Source organism: Angustibacter sp. McL0619, from assembly GCF_049994355.1.
Classification (GTDB): Bacteria; Actinomycetota; Actinomycetes; order Actinomycetales; family Angustibacteraceae; genus Angustibacter.
Window position 1 is genome coordinate 1,247,744 of sequence record NZ_CP188257.1, and the last position, 16,364, is coordinate 1,264,107.

The 16,364-nt window shown below is 72.4% G+C and carries 17 protein-coding genes; 11 read left to right on the forward strand and 6 right to left on the reverse strand.

Going from position 1 to position 16,364, the window contains the following annotated elements; translation table 11 throughout:
- The first annotated feature begins 99 nt into the window (after positions 1–99).
- The 3 genes from ACPPVT_RS05505 to ACPPVT_RS05515 all read left to right on the forward strand — a co-directional run bounded on the left by ACPPVT_RS05505 (position 100) and on the right by ACPPVT_RS05515 (position 2,403).
- Positions 100–282, forward strand: coding sequence for a DUF3117 domain-containing protein (locus ACPPVT_RS05505; RefSeq protein ID WP_426566023.1), 183 nt, complete (start codon positions 100–102; stop codon positions 280–282).
- A 124-nt stretch (positions 283–406) separates the two neighbouring features.
- Positions 407–1,909 (forward strand): leucyl aminopeptidase family protein, encoded by a 1,503-nt coding sequence (locus ACPPVT_RS05510; RefSeq protein ID WP_426566024.1) that lies wholly within the window; start codon positions 407–409, stop codon positions 1,907–1,909.
- Positions 1,910–2,055: 146 nt separating this feature from the next.
- Positions 2,056–2,403 (forward strand): hypothetical protein, encoded by a 348-nt coding sequence (locus tag ACPPVT_RS05515; protein WP_426566025.1) that lies wholly within the window; start codon positions 2,056–2,058, stop codon positions 2,401–2,403.
- Here ACPPVT_RS05515 and ACPPVT_RS05520 read toward each other — a convergent pair.
- On the reverse strand, positions 2,400–3,176 hold the full coding sequence (locus tag ACPPVT_RS05520; protein WP_426566026.1) for an O-methyltransferase: 777 nt from the start codon (positions 3,174–3,176) through the stop codon (positions 2,400–2,402). The two genes, ACPPVT_RS05515 and ACPPVT_RS05520, sit on opposite strands and share 4 nt — an antisense overlap.
- A gap of 10 nt (positions 3,177–3,186) precedes the next feature.
- Here ACPPVT_RS05520 and sigE point away from each other — a divergent pair, with 10 nt between their 5' ends.
- The 4 genes from sigE (at position 3,187) to ACPPVT_RS05540 (ending at position 6,634) form a co-directional block, all read left to right on the forward strand.
- Positions 3,187–3,810, forward strand: coding sequence for an RNA polymerase sigma factor SigE (gene sigE / locus ACPPVT_RS05525; RefSeq protein ID WP_426567060.1), 624 nt, complete (start codon positions 3,187–3,189; stop codon positions 3,808–3,810).
- Complete coding sequence (locus tag ACPPVT_RS05530; protein ID WP_426566027.1) at positions 3,807–4,610, forward strand: hypothetical protein; 804 nt, start codon at positions 3,807–3,809, stop codon at positions 4,608–4,610. Before sigE ends, ACPPVT_RS05530 begins: the two co-directional genes overlap by 4 nt.
- 125 nt (positions 4,611–4,735) lie before the next feature.
- Positions 4,736–6,196, forward strand: coding sequence for a S1C family serine protease (locus ACPPVT_RS05535; protein WP_426566028.1), 1,461 nt, complete (start codon positions 4,736–4,738; stop codon positions 6,194–6,196).
- A gap of 27 nt (positions 6,197–6,223) precedes the next feature.
- Positions 6,224–6,634, forward strand: coding sequence for a Sec-independent protein translocase TatB (locus ACPPVT_RS05540; RefSeq protein ID WP_426566029.1), 411 nt, complete (start codon positions 6,224–6,226; stop codon positions 6,632–6,634).
- Between the two features lie 27 nt (positions 6,635–6,661).
- On the opposite strand, the gene ACPPVT_RS05545 is transcribed toward ACPPVT_RS05540, so the two are convergent.
- Positions 6,662–7,795: an Mrp/NBP35 family ATP-binding protein gene (locus ACPPVT_RS05545; RefSeq protein WP_426566030.1), complete on the reverse strand. Its 1,134-nt coding sequence runs from the start codon at positions 7,793–7,795 to the stop codon at positions 6,662–6,664.
- Between the two features lie 71 nt (positions 7,796–7,866).
- Between ACPPVT_RS05545 and ACPPVT_RS05550 the strand changes: the two genes are divergently transcribed.
- Positions 7,867–8,412 (forward strand): MarR family winged helix-turn-helix transcriptional regulator, encoded by a 546-nt coding sequence (locus ACPPVT_RS05550; protein WP_426566031.1) that lies wholly within the window; start codon positions 7,867–7,869, stop codon positions 8,410–8,412.
- A gap of 19 nt (positions 8,413–8,431) precedes the next feature.
- On the opposite strand, the gene ACPPVT_RS05555 is transcribed toward ACPPVT_RS05550, so the two are convergent.
- The 3 genes from ACPPVT_RS05555 to ACPPVT_RS05565 are packed head-to-tail and all read right to left on the reverse strand — an operon-like array spanning position 8,432 to position 12,404.
- A complete protein-coding gene (locus ACPPVT_RS05555; protein WP_426566032.1) occupies positions 8,432–10,474 on the reverse strand; it encodes an ATPase, T2SS/T4P/T4SS family in 2,043 nt (680 codons plus the stop codon).
- A gap of 51 nt (positions 10,475–10,525) precedes the next feature.
- On the reverse strand, positions 10,526–11,101 hold the full coding sequence (locus tag ACPPVT_RS05560; protein ID WP_426566033.1) for a DUF1003 domain-containing protein: 576 nt from the start codon (positions 11,099–11,101) through the stop codon (positions 10,526–10,528).
- Positions 11,091–12,404 (reverse strand): magnesium transporter MgtE N-terminal domain-containing protein, encoded by a 1,314-nt coding sequence (locus ACPPVT_RS05565; RefSeq protein WP_426566034.1) that lies wholly within the window; start codon positions 12,402–12,404, stop codon positions 11,091–11,093. The genes ACPPVT_RS05560 and ACPPVT_RS05565 overlap by 11 nt, the downstream gene beginning before the upstream one ends.
- A 34-nt stretch (positions 12,405–12,438) precedes the next feature.
- Here ACPPVT_RS05565 and ACPPVT_RS05570 point away from each other — a divergent pair, with 34 nt between their 5' ends.
- Positions 12,439–13,410, forward strand: coding sequence for a PhzF family phenazine biosynthesis protein (locus ACPPVT_RS05570; RefSeq protein ID WP_426566035.1), 972 nt, complete (start codon positions 12,439–12,441; stop codon positions 13,408–13,410).
- Between the two features lie 25 nt (positions 13,411–13,435).
- Here the strand turns inward: ACPPVT_RS05570 and ACPPVT_RS05575 are convergent, their stop codons facing one another.
- Positions 13,436–14,128, reverse strand: coding sequence for a hypothetical protein (locus ACPPVT_RS05575; protein WP_426566036.1), 693 nt, complete (start codon positions 14,126–14,128; stop codon positions 13,436–13,438).
- 129 nt (positions 14,129–14,257) lie between these two features.
- Between ACPPVT_RS05575 and ACPPVT_RS05580 the strand changes: the two genes are divergently transcribed.
- Together ACPPVT_RS05580 and ACPPVT_RS05585 are read left to right on the forward strand one after the other, a co-directional pair.
- Positions 14,258–15,193, forward strand: a complete 936-nt coding sequence (locus ACPPVT_RS05580; RefSeq protein WP_426566037.1) for a DMT family transporter — start codon at positions 14,258–14,260, stop codon at positions 15,191–15,193.
- Between the two features lie 213 nt (positions 15,194–15,406).
- A complete protein-coding gene (locus ACPPVT_RS05585; protein ID WP_426567061.1) occupies positions 15,407–16,306 on the forward strand; it encodes an HpcH/HpaI aldolase/citrate lyase family protein in 900 nt (299 codons plus the stop codon).
- Positions 16,307–16,364: the final 58 nt, after the last annotated feature.

Sequence of the window (16,364 nt, forward strand, 5' to 3'; positions counted from 1 at the left end):
CGGAAGCGAACTCGCGGGATACTGGTGGGGACTACCCGCCGTGACGGCTGCCCGCAAACGGCCAGCCCGGCGTCCGCGAACAGCGAAAGGGGTCGGCGAATGGCCGCCATGAAGCCCAGGACCGGGGACGGTCCGCTCGAGGTGACCAAGGAAGGGCGGGACATCGTCATGCGCATGCCACTGGACGGTGGCGGTCGCCTCGTGGTCGAGATGACCCCGGACGAGGCGAACGCCCTCGGTGACGCGCTCAAGGGCGCCACCGGCGTGACCGCGAGCGCGTGACCGTCAACGGCTGACCGCACCGCGTGTGACCTCGTCGGGCCCTCCCCACCCTGGGGGAGGGCCCGACGGCGTTTGCTGCCGGGCTAAGGTTCTGGCGTCCCCCTGACCTGCCTCGAGGAGTTCCGTGCGCGCGCCCCGCATCCGCCCGGTAGCCGGAAGACTCGCCGAGGTCCTCGCGGCCGGCAGCCCGATCGACGTGCTGGCCGTGCCCGTCCTCACTGGTGCGGACGGCGCGCGTCCGTCGGCGGCCGCCCGGCAGGCCGGCGAACTTCTCGGCTTCGACCTCGACCAGACCCTCGACCTGGAGCGGGTGCGCGGGTCTGCCGGTGAGGTGACCCGCGTGCCATGGGCGCCCGGCCCGGGCTCCCAACCGGTGCAGCGGGTCGTGCTGGTCGGCGTGGACGCCGGACAGCCGGCGTCCGTCCGGCTGGCGGCCGCCGCGCTCGCACGCGCGCACCGCGGCCAGGACCGTCTGGTCACCACGCTGGGTGCCGGCAGCGCCGCCGCGACCCGCGCCATGGCCGAGGGTTTCGTGCTGGGCTCGTACTCGCCGCCGCGTACCGGGACCGGCGACGGCCCGCGCTCGCCGCTGCGCCGGGTGGACGTCGTCGGACGGGTCGCGCCGTCCGAGCTGGACCGTGGTCTCGCGGTCGCCGACGCGACGGTGCTGGCCCGCGATCTGGCGCACACGCCGTCCTCGGTCAAGAGCCCGGCCTGGCTGGCCGGGCGGGCCCGCCGGGCCGCAGCAGAGGTGGGTCTGCGCTGCCGGGTGCGCGACCACCGCCAGCTGCTCGCCGACGGTTTCGGCGGCCTGCTCGCGGTCGGTGGCGGGGCGCACCGCCCGCCGAGGCTGGTCGAGCTGACGTACACGCCGCCGGAGCTCGGGCCGGGCACCCAGCACGTGGTCCTGGTCGGCAAGGGCATCACGTTCGACACCGGTGGGGTCTCGCTGAAGCCGCGCGAGGCGATGGTGCCGATGAAGACCGACATGACCGGCGCCGGGGTGGTGCTGGCCGTGCTGCGGGCCTGCGCGCGGCTGGAGGTACGGGTGAAGGTGACCGGCCTGCTCGCCTTGGCCGAGAACACCCTCGGCGCCTGCGCGTACCGGCCCGGCGACGTGGTGCGGCAGTACGGCGGCCGCACGGTCGAGGTGCGCAACACCGACGCCGAGGGGCGGCTGGTGATGGCCGATGCGCTGGCGTACGCCGACGCCCACCTGGACCCAGACGTGCTGGTCGACATCGCCACCCTGACCGGTGCGGCGACCATGGGCCTGGGCCGCGGCCATGCCGCGATGTACACCGCGGACGAGCGGCTGGCGGCGGCGTTGCAGCAGGCTGGTGAGCTTGGCGCGGAACGGGTTTGGCGGATGCCGCTCGCCGAGGACTACCGCAGCGCCATCGACTCCGACGTCGCGGACATCTGCCAGATCGCCAGCGTGCCGGGTGTCGGTGGCGGCTCGATCATCGCGGCCCTGTTCCTGCGCGAGTTCGTGGGCGAGCGACGCTGGGTGCACCTGGACATCGCCGGGCCGGGGCGAGGCGACCGCGACACCGGTGTGTCCACCCGCGGCGGCACCGGCTTCGGTGCCCGCCTGTTGCTGCGCTGGCTCGAGACCCAGAGCTGACCGACCAGAGCTGACCGACCAGAGCTGACCGACCAGAGCTGACCGACTAGAGCTGACCGACTAGAGCTGACCGACTAGAGCTGACCGACTAGAGCTGACCGACTAGAGCTGACCGACTAGCGCTGGACCCACGAGAGGTGGCACGAATGTACGGACTGACCGTGCGCTGGTCGCTGGCGCAGGCGCCCGACGGCGCCGAGGACGCGTTGCGCGAGTACGTGACCGGGACGTCGCTGGCCAGGTTCAGCGCGATGGACGGCCTGTGCTTCAAGACCTGGCGGATGCGCGCCGGTGAGTGGTTCGAGGGCATCTACGTCTGGCAGGACGCAGCAGGACGCGACGCCTTCGCCGAGCAGTTCTCGGCCACTGGCTCGGACAACCCCGGCTCGCAGCTGATCGGCAGCGGCCCGGCCCTGATCGAGACGTTCGAGGTCGTCGCCGTCGCCGAGGGGCTGGCCGGGTTCAGCAAGGGCCCTGGCCCGGGTTCGCTCTAGCGCAGGACGGCCGTGAGCAGCCCGTCCCCGGTGGGCAGCAGCGCCGGCACCAGCCGCTCGTCGTCGCGCACCCGCTTGCCCAGCTCGCGGATCGCGGTGGTCGTCTCGTCCCGCTGCGCGGGGTCGGCCACCTTGTCGTGCCACAGCGCGTTGTCGAAGGCCACCACGCCGCCGGGCCGCAGCAACCGCAGGGCCTGGTCGAGGTAGTCCTCGTACTCCGGTTTCGCCGCGTCGCACAACACCAGGTCGTAGACGCCGTCGGTCAGCCGGGGGAGCACGTCCAGCGCGCGGCCGGAGATCAGCCGGGCCCGGTTGGTGGCGATGCCCGCCTCACCGAAGGCCTCGCGGGCGGCGCGCTGGTGCTCGGGCTCGACGTCGATCGTGGTGAGCACGCCGTCGGCCGGCATGCCACGCAGCAGCCACAACCCGGACACGCCCGCGCCGGTGCCGATCTCGACCACCGAACGCGCGGACAGCGCGGCGGCCAGCAGGCGCAGGGCCGCCCCGACGCCGGGCGAGACCGGCACGCAGCCGAGCTCCTCGGCGCGGGCCCTGGCCCGCTCGAGCACGTCGTCCTCGTGGATGAAGCCCTCCGTGTAGGCCCAGGTTGCGGGCTTCTGACCGCTGATGACGACCTCCAGGTGAACGTGCAGGTGAGCGGGCGGGCGGGACCGGATCAGCCTAGTGCTGGGAACCTCTGGCGTCTGCGGAGCGTCATACGGTCGGGCGCATCGGGCGTCGGTTTGGGCGAAAGGGGCTGGACGAGGGATCATGGACGCGACGATGCACGCCGTCCGGCCCGGAGGAGACGCCTTGAGCGACCCGCAGCCGTGGACGCCGCCCTCGTGGGAGCAGGTGGTGCGTGAGCACTCCGCCCGCGTGTACCGCCTCGCGTACCGGCTGACCGGTAACCAGCACGACGCCGAGGACCTCACCCAGGAGGTCTTCGTCCGAGTCTTCCGCAGCCTCTCGTCGTACACCCCCGGCACGTTCGAGGGCTGGCTGCACCGGATCACCACGAACCTGTTCCTGGACGGCGTGCGCCGCAAGAAGCGGGTCCGCTTCGACGCGCTCGCCGAGGACGCGCACGACAAGCTGCCGGGCCGGGAGCCGGACCCGTCCCGGGTCTACGAGGACACCCACCTGGACGACGACGTGCAGGCCGCGCTGGACGCCTTGGCGCCGCAGTTCCGGGCCGCAGTCGTGCTCTGCGACATCGAGGGCCTCTCGTACGAGGAGGTCGCGGTCACCCTAGGCGTCAAGCTCGGCACCGTACGCTCACGCATCCACCGCGGTCGCGCCCAGCTGCGCGAGGCGTTGGCGCATCGCCGCCGGCCGGACGGCGCGATCGCCCACGCAGACCTGCCCGAGCCCAGCCGCCCGGCAGCCGCGGGAGGTGAGCGATGACGCACCGCCCGGTGAAGACCCCCTGCCTGGGTGCCCGGGTCGCGGCCCTGGCCGACGGCACGATGCGTCCCGACGTCCGCGACCGGGCGCTGGCGCACACCCTGACCTGCCCGACCTGCCGGGACGCCGTGGACGTCGAGCGGCTGACCGTCGAGCGGCTGCGGTCGTTGCACGACCCCGACCCGTCGCCCGGGCTGCTCGCCACGCTGTACGCGATGGGCGAGCCCGGTGACCCGGTGCCGCCGCGCCGAGGTGTCGGCCCGGGTATGCCCCGGCCACTGCTGGTCGCCGTGGGGCCCTCCGGACCGCCGTCGATGGTCGCGCCGGTGCGGCCCGGTGGCAGCACGCACCCCACCAACCGGTCCGCCGGACGCCGGATGCGGCGCTCAGTGGTCGTCGTGGCGGCCGGTGCGCTGGGCATGGGCGCGGTGACCGCAGGGGTGCTGACGTCCGCGGTCGGCCTGGGTGCTGTCGGGTCCCCGGTGGCCCAGCTGCGGGTGCAGAGCCCCACGAGCGCCGCGAGCGCCGCGACGGGTGGCCAGTTCGGCGCGTCGTCCGGTCGACAGTCCCAGTCGCGCAGCGGGTCGATGTTCGGCCGGCCCTCGTCCGCGACGTCTGCCTTGACCACGTCGGCCTTGACCACGTCGGCATTCACCACGTCGGCGTCCAGCACCTCCGTCTTCGCCACCCCGCTCAACAGCCCGTTCAGCAGCCCGTTCAGCAGCCCGTCGTTCAGCACGACGGCGCTGCGGATGGGAGGCGTCGAGCCCGTCGCGCACGGTCACCGTCTGACCCACTGAGGCCCCGTCGGCCCGGCGGTTCACCCGTTCGTCCACGGGCGGTTCGTGACAGCGCGCACGATAGGGGAGGATCGAGGGGAAGACCGGACGTCGAGCGGGCGTCCGTCGGACAGGAGGACGTCTCGATGAGCCAGGACGTGCCAGGGGCTGGCGACGCGCCGCAGCCGCGGGACCAGCCGGACTGGTGGAGCCCGTCCGACCATGTGTCGGACGATTCGGAGGCCCCGTCCGAGCAGCCTTCGTCCGAGCAGCCTTCGTCCGAGCCGCCTTCGTCCGAGCCGCCTTCGTTCGAGCAGCCTTCGTTCGAGCAGCCTTCGTTCGAGCAGCCGCCGTTCGAGCAGTCGCCGTTCGAGCAGTCGCAGCAGCTGCCGTGGCCGCACGACGTCACGGACGCGACCGACGCCACCGAGACGACCGAGCCGCTCACCGTGCCGCAGTCCTGGCGTGCCGGCGGCGACGGTCTGGGACGTCCGCGTCGCAGCCGTGGGCTACCAGCCGGACTGGTCGTGGCGATCACGGTCGTCGTCGCGCTGGTAGCCGGACTGCTCGGCGGCGCCGCAGGAGCCTGGTGGGTGCAGCGTGCCGGTTCGTCCCCGAACCGCTCGGTCAGCCTGCCGGCCCCGACGTCCGGCTCGACGGCGAGGTCGAGCACCACCGTGGCCGGAGTCGCGCAGAAGGTGCTGCCCAGCGTCGTGTCGATCGAGGTGCGCGGCGCTGACGGCGCGGGCACCGGATCAGGCTTCGTGGTCCGCCCCGACGGCTACATCGTGACGAACAACCACGTGGTGGCGGGGGCGGCGGACGGTGGCACGATCACCGTGGTCTTCGCCGACGGCTCGCACGAGTCCGCAAAGGTGGTGGGGCGTGACGCGTCGTACGACCTGGCGGCGCTCAAGGTGTCGCGCACTGGCCTGTCCCCGCTGTCGTTCGGCGACTCCGACTCCGTGGTGGTCGGCGACGAGGTGATCGCCATCGGTGCCCCGCTCGGGCTGCAGGGCACGGTGACCACCGGCATCGTCAGCGCGCTGAACCGTCCGGTCTCGGCCGGCGAGGACGAGAACGACCCCGCCTTCATCAACGCCATCCAGACCGACGCGGCCATCAACCCGGGCAACTCAGGTGGTCCGCTGGTCAACCTCAAGGGCGAGGTGATCGCGGTCAACTCCGCCATCGCCCGGGTCCCCGGCACGGGTGACCTGGGTGCGCAGTCCGGCAACATCGGGCTCGGCTTCGCGATCCCGAGCCAGCAGGCCCGCCGCACGGTGCAGGAGCTCATCCAGACCGGCAAGGCGCGCCACCCGGTGATCGGCGTCATCCTGGACCGCTCGTACACCGGTGAGGGGGTCCGGGTCGCGCCGTCCGCGCAGGACGGCCAGGCCCCGGTCACCCCGGGCGGGCCGGCGGACCAGGCCGGGATCAAGCCCGGTGACGTGATCACCGAGTTCAACGGCCGTCCGATGAGCGACTCGGACGCACTGGTGGTGGCGATCCGGGCGCAGGCGCCGGGCGACACGGTCAAGCTGACCGTCCGGTCGGGGGGTCGGGAACGTACTGTCACCATGACGTTGCAGGCTTCGAGCGACTGATCGCGCCCGACGAGAGAGGATGGACCCGTGTTCGACATCAACGGCGGCGAGTTCCTCGTGCTCATCGTCGTCGCCCTGCTCATCCTCGGCCCCGAGCGGCTGCCGCAGTACGCCGCGCAGCTCGCCAGGCTGGTCCGTGAGGCCCGCACCTTCGCCGGCAAGGCCCGCGAGCAGGTCAAGGCCGAGATGGGCGACGAGTTCGACGACGTCGACTGGAAGGCACTGGACCCGCGCCGCTACGACCCGCGCCGGATCGTCCGCGAGGCGCTGCTGGACGGGGACGACGACCCGCTGGGGCTGAACGGCTGGAACACCAGCGACTCCGCGCCGAACGTGCCCGACAACATGCGCCCGGAGGGTACCGAGGACTCTGCTGAGACGGAGCCGGCGGCGTCGCCGACCAGTGTCGTGCAGAGCTACGACGCCGACGCGACCTAACGGTTCGTCAGCTTCGCCAACTGCGGGTCAGCGACCGGCGGGCGTGAGCCCGAGGGAGCGCCCGGCCAGGCCACGGGCCCGGCGGGACAGCGTCTTGGCGACCCCGCGCAGGGCCACCGCCGCCGCGGAGTCTGGGTCGGACAGCACGACCGGCGTCCCGTTGTCCCCACTCTCGCGCAGCGCGACGTCGATCGGCACCTGGCCCAGCAGCGGTACCGGCGCGCCGACCGCCCTGGTCAGCGAGTCCGACACCGCCTGCCCGCCGCCGGCGCCGAACAACTCGACCCGCGAGCCGTCCGGCTGCTCGAGCCAGGACATGTTCTCGATCACGCCGACCACGTGCTGGTGGGTCTGCAGGGCGATCGCCCCGGCCCGCTCGGCCACCTCCGCGGCGGCTCGCTGCGGGGTGGTGACCACCAGGATCTCGGCGCTCGGGATCAGCTGGGCGACCGAGATGGCGATGTCTCCGGTGCCCGGCGGCAGGTCGAGCAGCAGCACGTCGAGGTCACCCCAGAACACGTCGCCCAGGAACTGCTGCAGGGCGCGGTGCAGCATCGGTCCGCGCCACACCACGGGCTGGTTCCCGGGCACGAACATGCCGATCGAGATGACCTTCACCTCGTGCGAGATCGGCGGCAGGATCATGTCGTCGACCTGGGTGGGGCGCTGGGTCACGCCGAGCATCCGGGGGACTGAGAAGCCGTAGACGTCGGCATCCACCACGCCGACCCGCAGACCGTCCTGGGCCATCGCGGCGGCGAGGTTGACGGTCACCGAGGACTTGCCGACCCCGCCCTTGCCCGAGGCCACCGCGTACACCCGGGTCAGCGAGCCCGGCTTGGCGAACGGGATCTCCCGCTCGCCCTGGCCGCCGCGAAGTTGCTCGCGCAGGCCCTGGCGCTGCTCGGCGGACATCACGTCGAGGTCCACCTTGACCTCGCGGACGCCGCTCAGCGGGCTGACCGCGGCCGTGACGTCCTTGGTGATCGTGTCCTTCATCGGGCAGCCCGCCACGGTCAGGAACACCCCGACGGTGACCAGCCCGTCGTCGGAGATGACGACGTCGCGGACCATCCCGAGCTCGGTGATGGGCTTCCTGATCTCAGGGTCGTTGACGCGGGTGAGCGCCTCGCGCACCTGATCCTGCGTGGGCATGGCCATGGCTCGATGCTAGGCGTCCTGACCAGGACCGATGGCGCCGGGGCGGCTTCCCAGGCCCTAGGCTGGTTCTCGTGGATCCGGGGACCGCGCAAGAACAGCCGGTCGGGGGTGGCGCGAGCGGTGGCACTGCGCCGGCTCCGACACCGCCGACACGACACCCGCGCACGCACGAGGTTGCCGCGTGGCGCTCGTTCCTGCGCGCGCACGCGTCGGTGGTTCGCCGGCTGGAGGCAGACCTCTTACGCGTGCACGGACTCTCGCTCGGCGTGTACGACGTCCTGGTCCAGCTCGTCGAGGCGCCCGAGCGGCGGCTGCGGATGACCGAGCTGGCGGACGCGGTGCTGCTCTCGCGCAGCGGGCTGACCCGGCTGGTGGACCGCATGGTCCGCGACGGGTACGTCATCCGCGAACCCGACCCCGGCGACGCTCGCGGTGTCTGGGCGGTGCTCACGCCCGCCGGCTTCGACCGGCTGCGGACGGCGTCGTCCACCCACCTGGACGGTGTCGGCCGCTACGTGGTGGACCCGCTGGACCCAGCCGAGCTCACGGCCTGGGGCAACGCCTGCGCGAAAATCGCGGGAGCCGACCTGCCGGCCCCACCCCAGCTGTCGCCCTGACCCTGGGCTGCTCGCTGGTCTACTCGGTGAACGGGTAATCCTCGGGCGCCACGTAGACCTCGGCAGGGTCGCCGGCACGGCGTCGCCGCTCACGGTGCGTACCCAGTGCCTGAGCCTCGGCGCGGCACCACGGGCAGACCCGCCACTCGGACTCGAGCTTGCGGCCGCAGCTGACGCAGCTGGAGTCGAGCGACACTGCGCACCACGGGCAGGCGACCATGCCGGCCTCCACCGCGCGCTCGCAGGCCGGACACGCCTTGCCTTCGGCGTGGTCGGCGTGGGTGACCCGGACCGCCTCCTCGAAGGTGGTCTCGCCGCGCTTGGCCTTCTCCAGCGCCGCGCCGCGCAGGGTCAGCATGCCGACCTCTCGTGCCTGGGCACCGACGGCCGACTCGGTCGCCGACGTCATGAGGACCGTGCGCATGGCGTTGTCCACCTCGAGCACCTCGTACACGGCGGTCCGGCCGCGGTAGCCGGTGCCACCGCAGTCCGGGCAGCCGACGCCCTTGAGCGGCGTCGCGTCCAGGATGTCCTCGATGGTCAGGCCGAGCAGCGCCAGCGTTCCGTCGTCCGGGATGTAGCCCTCGGCGCACGACTCGCAGGGCTTGCGCACGAGTCGCTGCGCCACCGCTGCGGTCAGCGAGGACGCGACAAGGAACGGCTCGACGCCCATGTCGACCAGGCGGGTCAACGCGGCGACGGCCGAGTTGGTGTGCAGGGTGGTGAGCACCAGGTGACCGGTCAGGGACGCCTTGAGCGCCAGCTCTGCGGTCAGCGCGTCACGGACCTCACCGACCAGCACGATGTCGGGGTCCTGGCGCAGGATCGAGCGCAGCCCGGCGTCGAAGGTCATGCCGGTCTTCAGGTTGACCTGCACCTGCGTGATGCCCGGCAGCTGGACCTCGATCGGGTCCTCGAGGGTGACGATGTTCTTGTCGGGCGTCATGGTCTGGTTGATCGCCGCGTACAGCGTGTTCGTCTTGCCCGAACCGGTCGGGCCGGTGATCAGCACCAGCCCCTGCGGCACGGACAGTGCGGACAGGAACGTGGCCAGCTGGTCCGGCTCGAAGCCGAGCGAGGCCAGCGACGGGACGTTGTCGGCCCGGGTGAGCAGCCGGACGACGATCTTCTCCCCGTGCAGCGACGGCAGGGTGCTGACCCGGGTGTCGATCGCCGAGCCGTCCACGATGATCCGGCTGCGACCGTCCTGTGGCACCCGCCGCTCGGCGATGTCCAGGCCGGACATGATCTTGACCCGGCTGACCACCGACGGGCCGAGCCGCTTCGGCGCGGTCATCACGTCGCGCAGCAGGCCGTCCACGCGGTACCGGATCCGCAGTCCGTCGCGCTGCATCTCGATGTGGATGTCCGAGGCGCGCAGCCGCGCCGCATCGGCGAGCACCTGGTTGACCAGCTTCACGATGGGGGCGTCGTCCACCCCGCCGGCGCCCGAGAGCTCCTCGCTGGACAGGCCCTCGTCCATGTCCTCGGCGATCATGGTCACGCCGGCGTCGTCGGCCCCGAGTGACCAGGCCCGCGCCAGGTGGTCCTTGATCTGGGTCGCCGGTGAGACCACCACGTAGAGCTCGCTGGCCCGGGTGTACATCCGGACGTCGTCCAGGGCCAGCACGTTGGTGGGGTCGGACGTCGCGACGATCAGGCCGCCGTCCGGGTGCCGGTCCAGGCAGAGCACGCCGGTGCGGTCGGCCACGACCCGCGGAAGCATCCGGACGACGTCCGGGGCGGGCACGATCTTCGACAGGTCCGCTGACTCCAGGCCCAGGTGGGTCGCGAGCGACTCAGCGATCTCACGCTCTGTCGCGTAGCCGAGGTCGGCCACCACCTGGCCGAGGCGGCGGCGCGGGCCCTCCGCGGTGGCCTGGGCCTCGAGCGCGTGGTCGAGCTGGGCGGGCGTGAGCAGCTGCTCGTCGAGCAGGACCTCACCCAGCCGGCGTCGCCTGGTGCCGGACTCCGACCCGTCGTCCAGGGGCCGCGCCTGCAGGAGCGTAGTGTTCTGCGACCCGTGTGCAGGCGTGGTGGAGTCAGGGCTGGGCGACGACATGGTGCCTCTATCGGCAGATGATCCGTGTGGGTGAAGGAACCCGGCCCGAAGTCACCCAGCGGGGTGGTCGTCGGCCTCGGCCGGCCCCTCGCGCTGCCCGGTCTGCGCTGGTATGCCCGCCGGCGCAGCACGGTCCCGGTCGTCGAGCTCCTCGAGTAGTGCGCGCAGCTCCGAACGGACGAAGTCACGCGTGGCTACCTCGCGCAGCGCGATGCGCAGCGAGGCGACCTCGCGGGTCAGGTACTCGGTGTCGGCCAGTCCGCGCTCGTCGCGGGCCCGGTCCTGCTCGCCGATGACCCGGTCGCGGTCGTCCTGGCGGTTCTGCGCGAGCAGGATCAGCGGAGCGGCGTAGGAGGCCTGCAGCGACAGGATCAGCGTGAGCAGGGTGTAGTTGAGCGCCTTGGGGTCGAACTGGAGCGAGAGCGGCGTGAACGTGTTCCAGGCGAGCCACAGCGCCACGAACACGGTCATGTAGACCAGGAACCGAGCCGTTCCCATGAACCGGGCGAACTGCTCGGCGAACTTGGCGAACGCCTCCGGGTCGACCTGCGGCCGGCTGATCAGCGTACGGCGGACCTCGCGGGGCTGGTCCAGCCGCGGCGAGCGGGTACGGCGCTCACGAGCCATGGGCACCTCCCACAGCGGGGGCGCCGTCCGGCTGGACGTCGTCCTGCGGGCCGTCGTCGTCGCGCCAGTCGTCGGGCAGCATGTGGTCGAGCACGTCGTCCACGGTCACCGCGCCGACCAGGTGGCCGTCGTCGTCCGCGATGGGCGCGCTGACCAGGTTGTAGGTGGCCAGGAACCGGGTCACCTCGTCGAGGGTCGCCTGCGGGGTCAGTGAGCCGATGTCCTTGTCGATGATGCCGCCGACGGCCGCATGCGGCGGCTCACGCAGCATCCGCTGGATGTGCACCAGGCCGAGGAACCGCCCGGTGGGCGTCTCCAGCGGTGGGCGGCAGACGAACACGCTGGCCGCCAGCGCCGGGCTGATGTCGGCTCGGCGGACCACCGCGAGTGCCTCGGCGATGGTCGCGTCCGGCGCCAGGATGACCGGCTCGCTGGTCATCAGGCCGCCCGCGGTGTCCTCGTCGTAGCTGAGCAGCCGGCGCAGCGGGGCGGCCTCCTCGGGCTCCATGAGCTGCAGCAGGTGCTCGGCGGTCTCGGCCGGCAGCTCGGAGAGCAGGTCGGCGGCGTCGTCCGGCTCCATCGCCTCGAGCACGTCGGCGGCGCGCTCGTTCTCCAGCTGGGTGAGGATCTCGACCTGGTCGTCCTCGGGCAGCTCCTCCAGGACGTCGGCCAGCTTCTCGTCGTCCAGCGCGGCCGCCACCTCGACCCGGCGCTTGGGGGACAGGTCGTGGATGACGTCGGCCAGGTCCGCGGCCTTCAGCGACTCCAGGCTGGCCAGCAGGCTCGCGGCGCCCTGGCCGGTGCTCTCCAGGGACAGCCCGATGACCTGGTCGGCGTCCACCAGGAAGCTCTCGCCACGCCGGCGCAGACGACCCCCCAGGCCGCGGGTCTGCCCGCCGCGCCGGACGAAGATCTTGCTGACCACCCAGTCGCGGGTGCGCTGCTGGGTCATCGCGACGTCCTCGACGGCGACCGAGCCGGTGCCGTCGCGCAAGGTCACGGAGCGGTCCAACAGCTCGGCCAGCACCAGGGTCTCGGTGGAACGCGACTCGAACCGACGCATGTTCACGACGCCGGTCATGATCACCTGGCCGCCGTCCACGCTGGTCACCCGGGTCATCGGCAGGAACACCCGGCGTCGGCCCGGCACCTCGACCACAAGCCCGACGACCAGCGGCGCCAGTCGCCCGGTGCGGAAGACGACGACGACATCGCGCACTCGCCCGACCTGGTCGCCGAGGGGATCGAACACGGCAAGACCGGACATGCGCGCGATGAAGACCCGAGAGGGTGCGCCGCTCACGCAGGTCAGGCTAGCGCCGCGTACGCTGCGGCCGGTGGACGCTAGGCGGATGCTGGACTACGACGTCGTCGACGTCTTCACCGATCGGGCCTTCGCGGGCAACCCGCTGGCGGTCGTGCACGGCGCGCAGGGCCTGTCCACCGGGCAGCTGCAACAGCTGGCGCGCGAGTTCAGCTACTCGGAGTCGGCCTTCCCGATGTCGCCCACCGGTCCGTCCGACTGTGTGTCGGACGACGCTTCTTCGGGTTGCGCGGACTACCGGCTGCGGATCTTCACGCCGAGCGGCGAGCTGCCGTTCGCCGGCCATCCGTCGATCGGTACGGCGTGGGTGCTCAGGTCGCGCGGCCTGCTGGCCGGGCCGACGGCGTCCCAGGAGTGCGGCGCCGGGCGGGCGGCACTGCACCTGGGCGACGCGGACGACGGCCTGGTCTGGCTGACCGGCCTGTCGCCCATGTGCCGGGGCGTGCTCGGCGGGCCAGACGTCGCGCTGGCGCTCGACGCGGTGGGCCTGGTGGCCGACGACCTCGCGGGTCCGGCCACGACCGTCGCGGGCGCGGGACTCGACTTCTGCTTCCTGCTGGTGCACCCGGACGCCCTGGGTCGGGTCAATCCCGGTCTGGCAGCGCTCACCCGCCTTCGCCTCGCGCTCCAGGACCGGTACAGCTGCGGGATCGGTGGGGTGAGCGTCGTCGTGTGGCCGGAGCCGGCCGGCGGACCGCCCGCGCGGCTGGCGGTCCGGGTGTTCTCGGACGATGCGGGTGCGGTCGAGGACCCAGCCACCGGGTCGGCAGCGCTTGGTCTGCAGGCCGCACTCGTTGACCTGGCGCTGCTGCCCGCGGACGGCGCCAGCGAGCTGGTGCTGAGCCAGGGCACCGAGCTGGGTCGTCCCTCGACGCTGCACTGCCGAGTCGAGGCGAGGGGAGGGACGGCGGTGCGCTGCCAGGTCGGCGGACAGGTGGTGCCGGTGGCCCGTGGGTCGATCCGGGTCCCGCCGGTCAACCGCTGATCGACGTCTCCGTCAGCTGACTGGATCAGCCGTTGGCTGCATGCTGCTCGCGGGCACGCCGCTCGGCGGCCTTGCGCGCCCGGCGTCCGCGGCGGCCGCGCAGGTGCCACGGCAGCCAGCTGGACGTCGTCGCGGCGCTGGGCGCGGGCGGCGCTGCGCCGCTCGCGTCGTCGTAGGAGCCGGGTTGCTCCGCGGCCTCGCCGGTCGGCACGAAGCGGGTGATCCGCACGCCGGTCACGCGCCAGTGCTCCGGTAGCTCGGCGGGCAGTGCGGCCGAGTTGAGCCGGCCGGGGGCAAGGGCCTCGGCCGCTGCCGTCCACTCCTGGCTCGACGGGTCGAGAAGCTGCGCGCTCGCCGCCACCGTGACGAGCCGCGAGCCGGTGTCCTTGCTGCGCAGGATGAGGTCGACATCGACGCCCAGGTCGCCGAGATCCTGCTCGCCGGGGCCGCTGGCCACCAGTACGGCGCCCTCGTGCCACGCGTGCCAGACCCCCCACGCCCGCGAGCCCCCACGCGGTCGGACCCACACCAGCCCGCTCTTCGCCGCGGCCTCAGCGACCAGCGCCCCCAGCACGTCCGCCGCTCCCGCCGGCGCCGCAGCCGGCGCAGCAGACTCAGCCTCGGACCCAGCCGCGCTCAGACGCTCGGACCCAGCCGCGCTCAGACGCTCGGACCCAGCTGTGGATTCGACCGCGGGCTCCGCCTCCGACTCGCTCACGCCAGCACCTTCCCATACGAACGCAAGGCGCGGTCGGCGCAGACCGAAGGTCGGCGTCAAACGAGCCTGCGAGAGCCGACCGCAGGTCTGTGCCGACCGCGCCGACCAGCTCATGAGAAGGTCCGGAGCGTGGGCCAGGACGAGCAGGACAGCGCGCGGCTGACGGCTGCGCTGTTGGCGATCGGGGTCGTCGCGGTCTCGTTCTCGGCGCCGATCGCGGCGACGACGGCTGCGCCGGCGCTCGCGGTCGCGTTCTGGCGCAACGCCTTCGCGTCGGCCGGAGTGGTGCCCTTCGCCGTGATCCGCCGACGCGCCGAGCTGCGGCGGCTGTGGTCGCAGGAGCGTCGGGTGCTCGGCACGGCCGTGCTGGCCGGGTTGGCGCTGGCCGTGCACTTCGGGCTGTGGATCCCGAGCCTGCGGATGACCAGCGTGGCGGCCTCCACCGCGCTGGTCACCACGACGCCGTTGTGGACGCTCGGCATCGACTGGGCGCGCGGCAACCGGCCCCGGGCCGGGGTGCTGGCCGGGGTGCTCGTCGCATTCGCCGGCGTGCTGGTGATCACCGGCGTGGATGCGGGCTCGTCCTCGCGCCAGCTGCTCGGCGACGCGCTCGCGCTGGCCGGCGGCGCCGCGGCAGCGGTGTACACGGTGCTCGGGTCCTCGGTCCGACGTACGACCAGCACCGCCTCGTACACGGCGATCGCGTACTCGGTCTGCGCGCTCGCGCTGCTGCCCGTCTGCCTGCTGGGGCAGCAGCAGCTGGTCGGCTTCGACGCGCAGACCTGGGCCGAGCTGCTGGCGCTCACCCTGACCGCGCAGCTGCTCGGGCACTCGCTGCTGAACCGGGCGCTGCGCACGGCCGGGGCGACTACGGTCGCGCTCGCGATCCTGTTCGAGGTACCCGGAGCGGTGATCATCGCCTGGGCCTTCTACGGGCAGCAGCCGCCGGTGGCCGTCATCCCCGGCGCCATCCTCGTACTGGTCGGGCTCGCCCTGGTCGTGCGCTCGCGGACCACCCCACGGCGGGTCGTGTCGGCGCTGGAGGTGGGCAACGTCACGGACTGAGTCGGGTGACCGGGCACACCCACTCTCGGTAGCCTCGCCGACGTCCAGTCCTCGATCCTTCGGGAGCCTCTGATGTCCGACCAGACCGCGCCGACCGCCGCCTCTGGTGGGGTCTGGGGGCCGCAGGCCACGCCGGGCACCACGCCGGCCACGGCACCTCGCCGGCAGCGCTCGCGCCGCAGCAACCTGGCCGTGCCGGGCTCGAACCCGAAGATGATCGAGAAGGCCAAGGGGCTGGCGGCCGACCAGGTCTTCCTCGACCTCGAGGACGCGGTCGCGCCGATCGCCAAGGAAGGTGCGCGCGCCACGATCGTCGCGGCGCTGACCGAGGGCGGCTGGGGCGACAAGGTGCGCACCGTGCGGGTCAACGACTGGACGACGAAGTGGACCTTCGGTGACGTCATCGAGGTCGTCGGCGGCGCCGGTGCCGACCTGGACTGCATCATGCTGCCGAAGGTGCAGACCGCCGAGCAGGTGGTCGCGCTCGACCTGCTGCTCACCCAGCTGGAGTCCGCGCACGGCTACGAGCCCGGCCGGATCGGCATCGAGGCGCAGATCGAGAACGCGCTCGGCCTGACCAACGTCAACGCGATCGCGGCGGCCTCGCCGCGGGTCGAGGCCATCATCTTCGGACCGGCGGACTTCATGGCCAGCATCAACATGAAGTCGCTGGTCGTGGGTGAGCAGCCGCCCGGCTACGACGTGGGCGACGCCTATCACTACATCCTCATGCAGATCCTGATGGCGGCCCGGGCCTACGACAAGCTGGCGATCGACGGTCCGTACCTGCAGATCCGGGACGTCGAGGGTTTCACCCGGGTCGCAAGCCGTTCTGCCGCACTGGGTTTCGACGGCAAGTGGGTGCTGCACCCCGGCCAGATCGACGCGGCGAACGAGGTCTACAGCCCGCGTCAGGAGGACTACGACCACGCCGAGAACATCCTGGACGCCTACCAGCACTACACGTCCGAGGCGGGCGGTGCGCGGGGCGCGGTGATGCTGGGCGATGAGATGATCGACGAGGCCTCGCGCAAGATGGCGCTGGTCATCTCGGCCAAGGGACGCGCCGCTGGCATGGCTCGTGGTGAGCAGTGGACGCCGCCCCAGGAGTGAGCAGCCGCGATGACCTGACGCAGATCGGGCACCTGCCCGGTGCGAACTGCCCCGACTT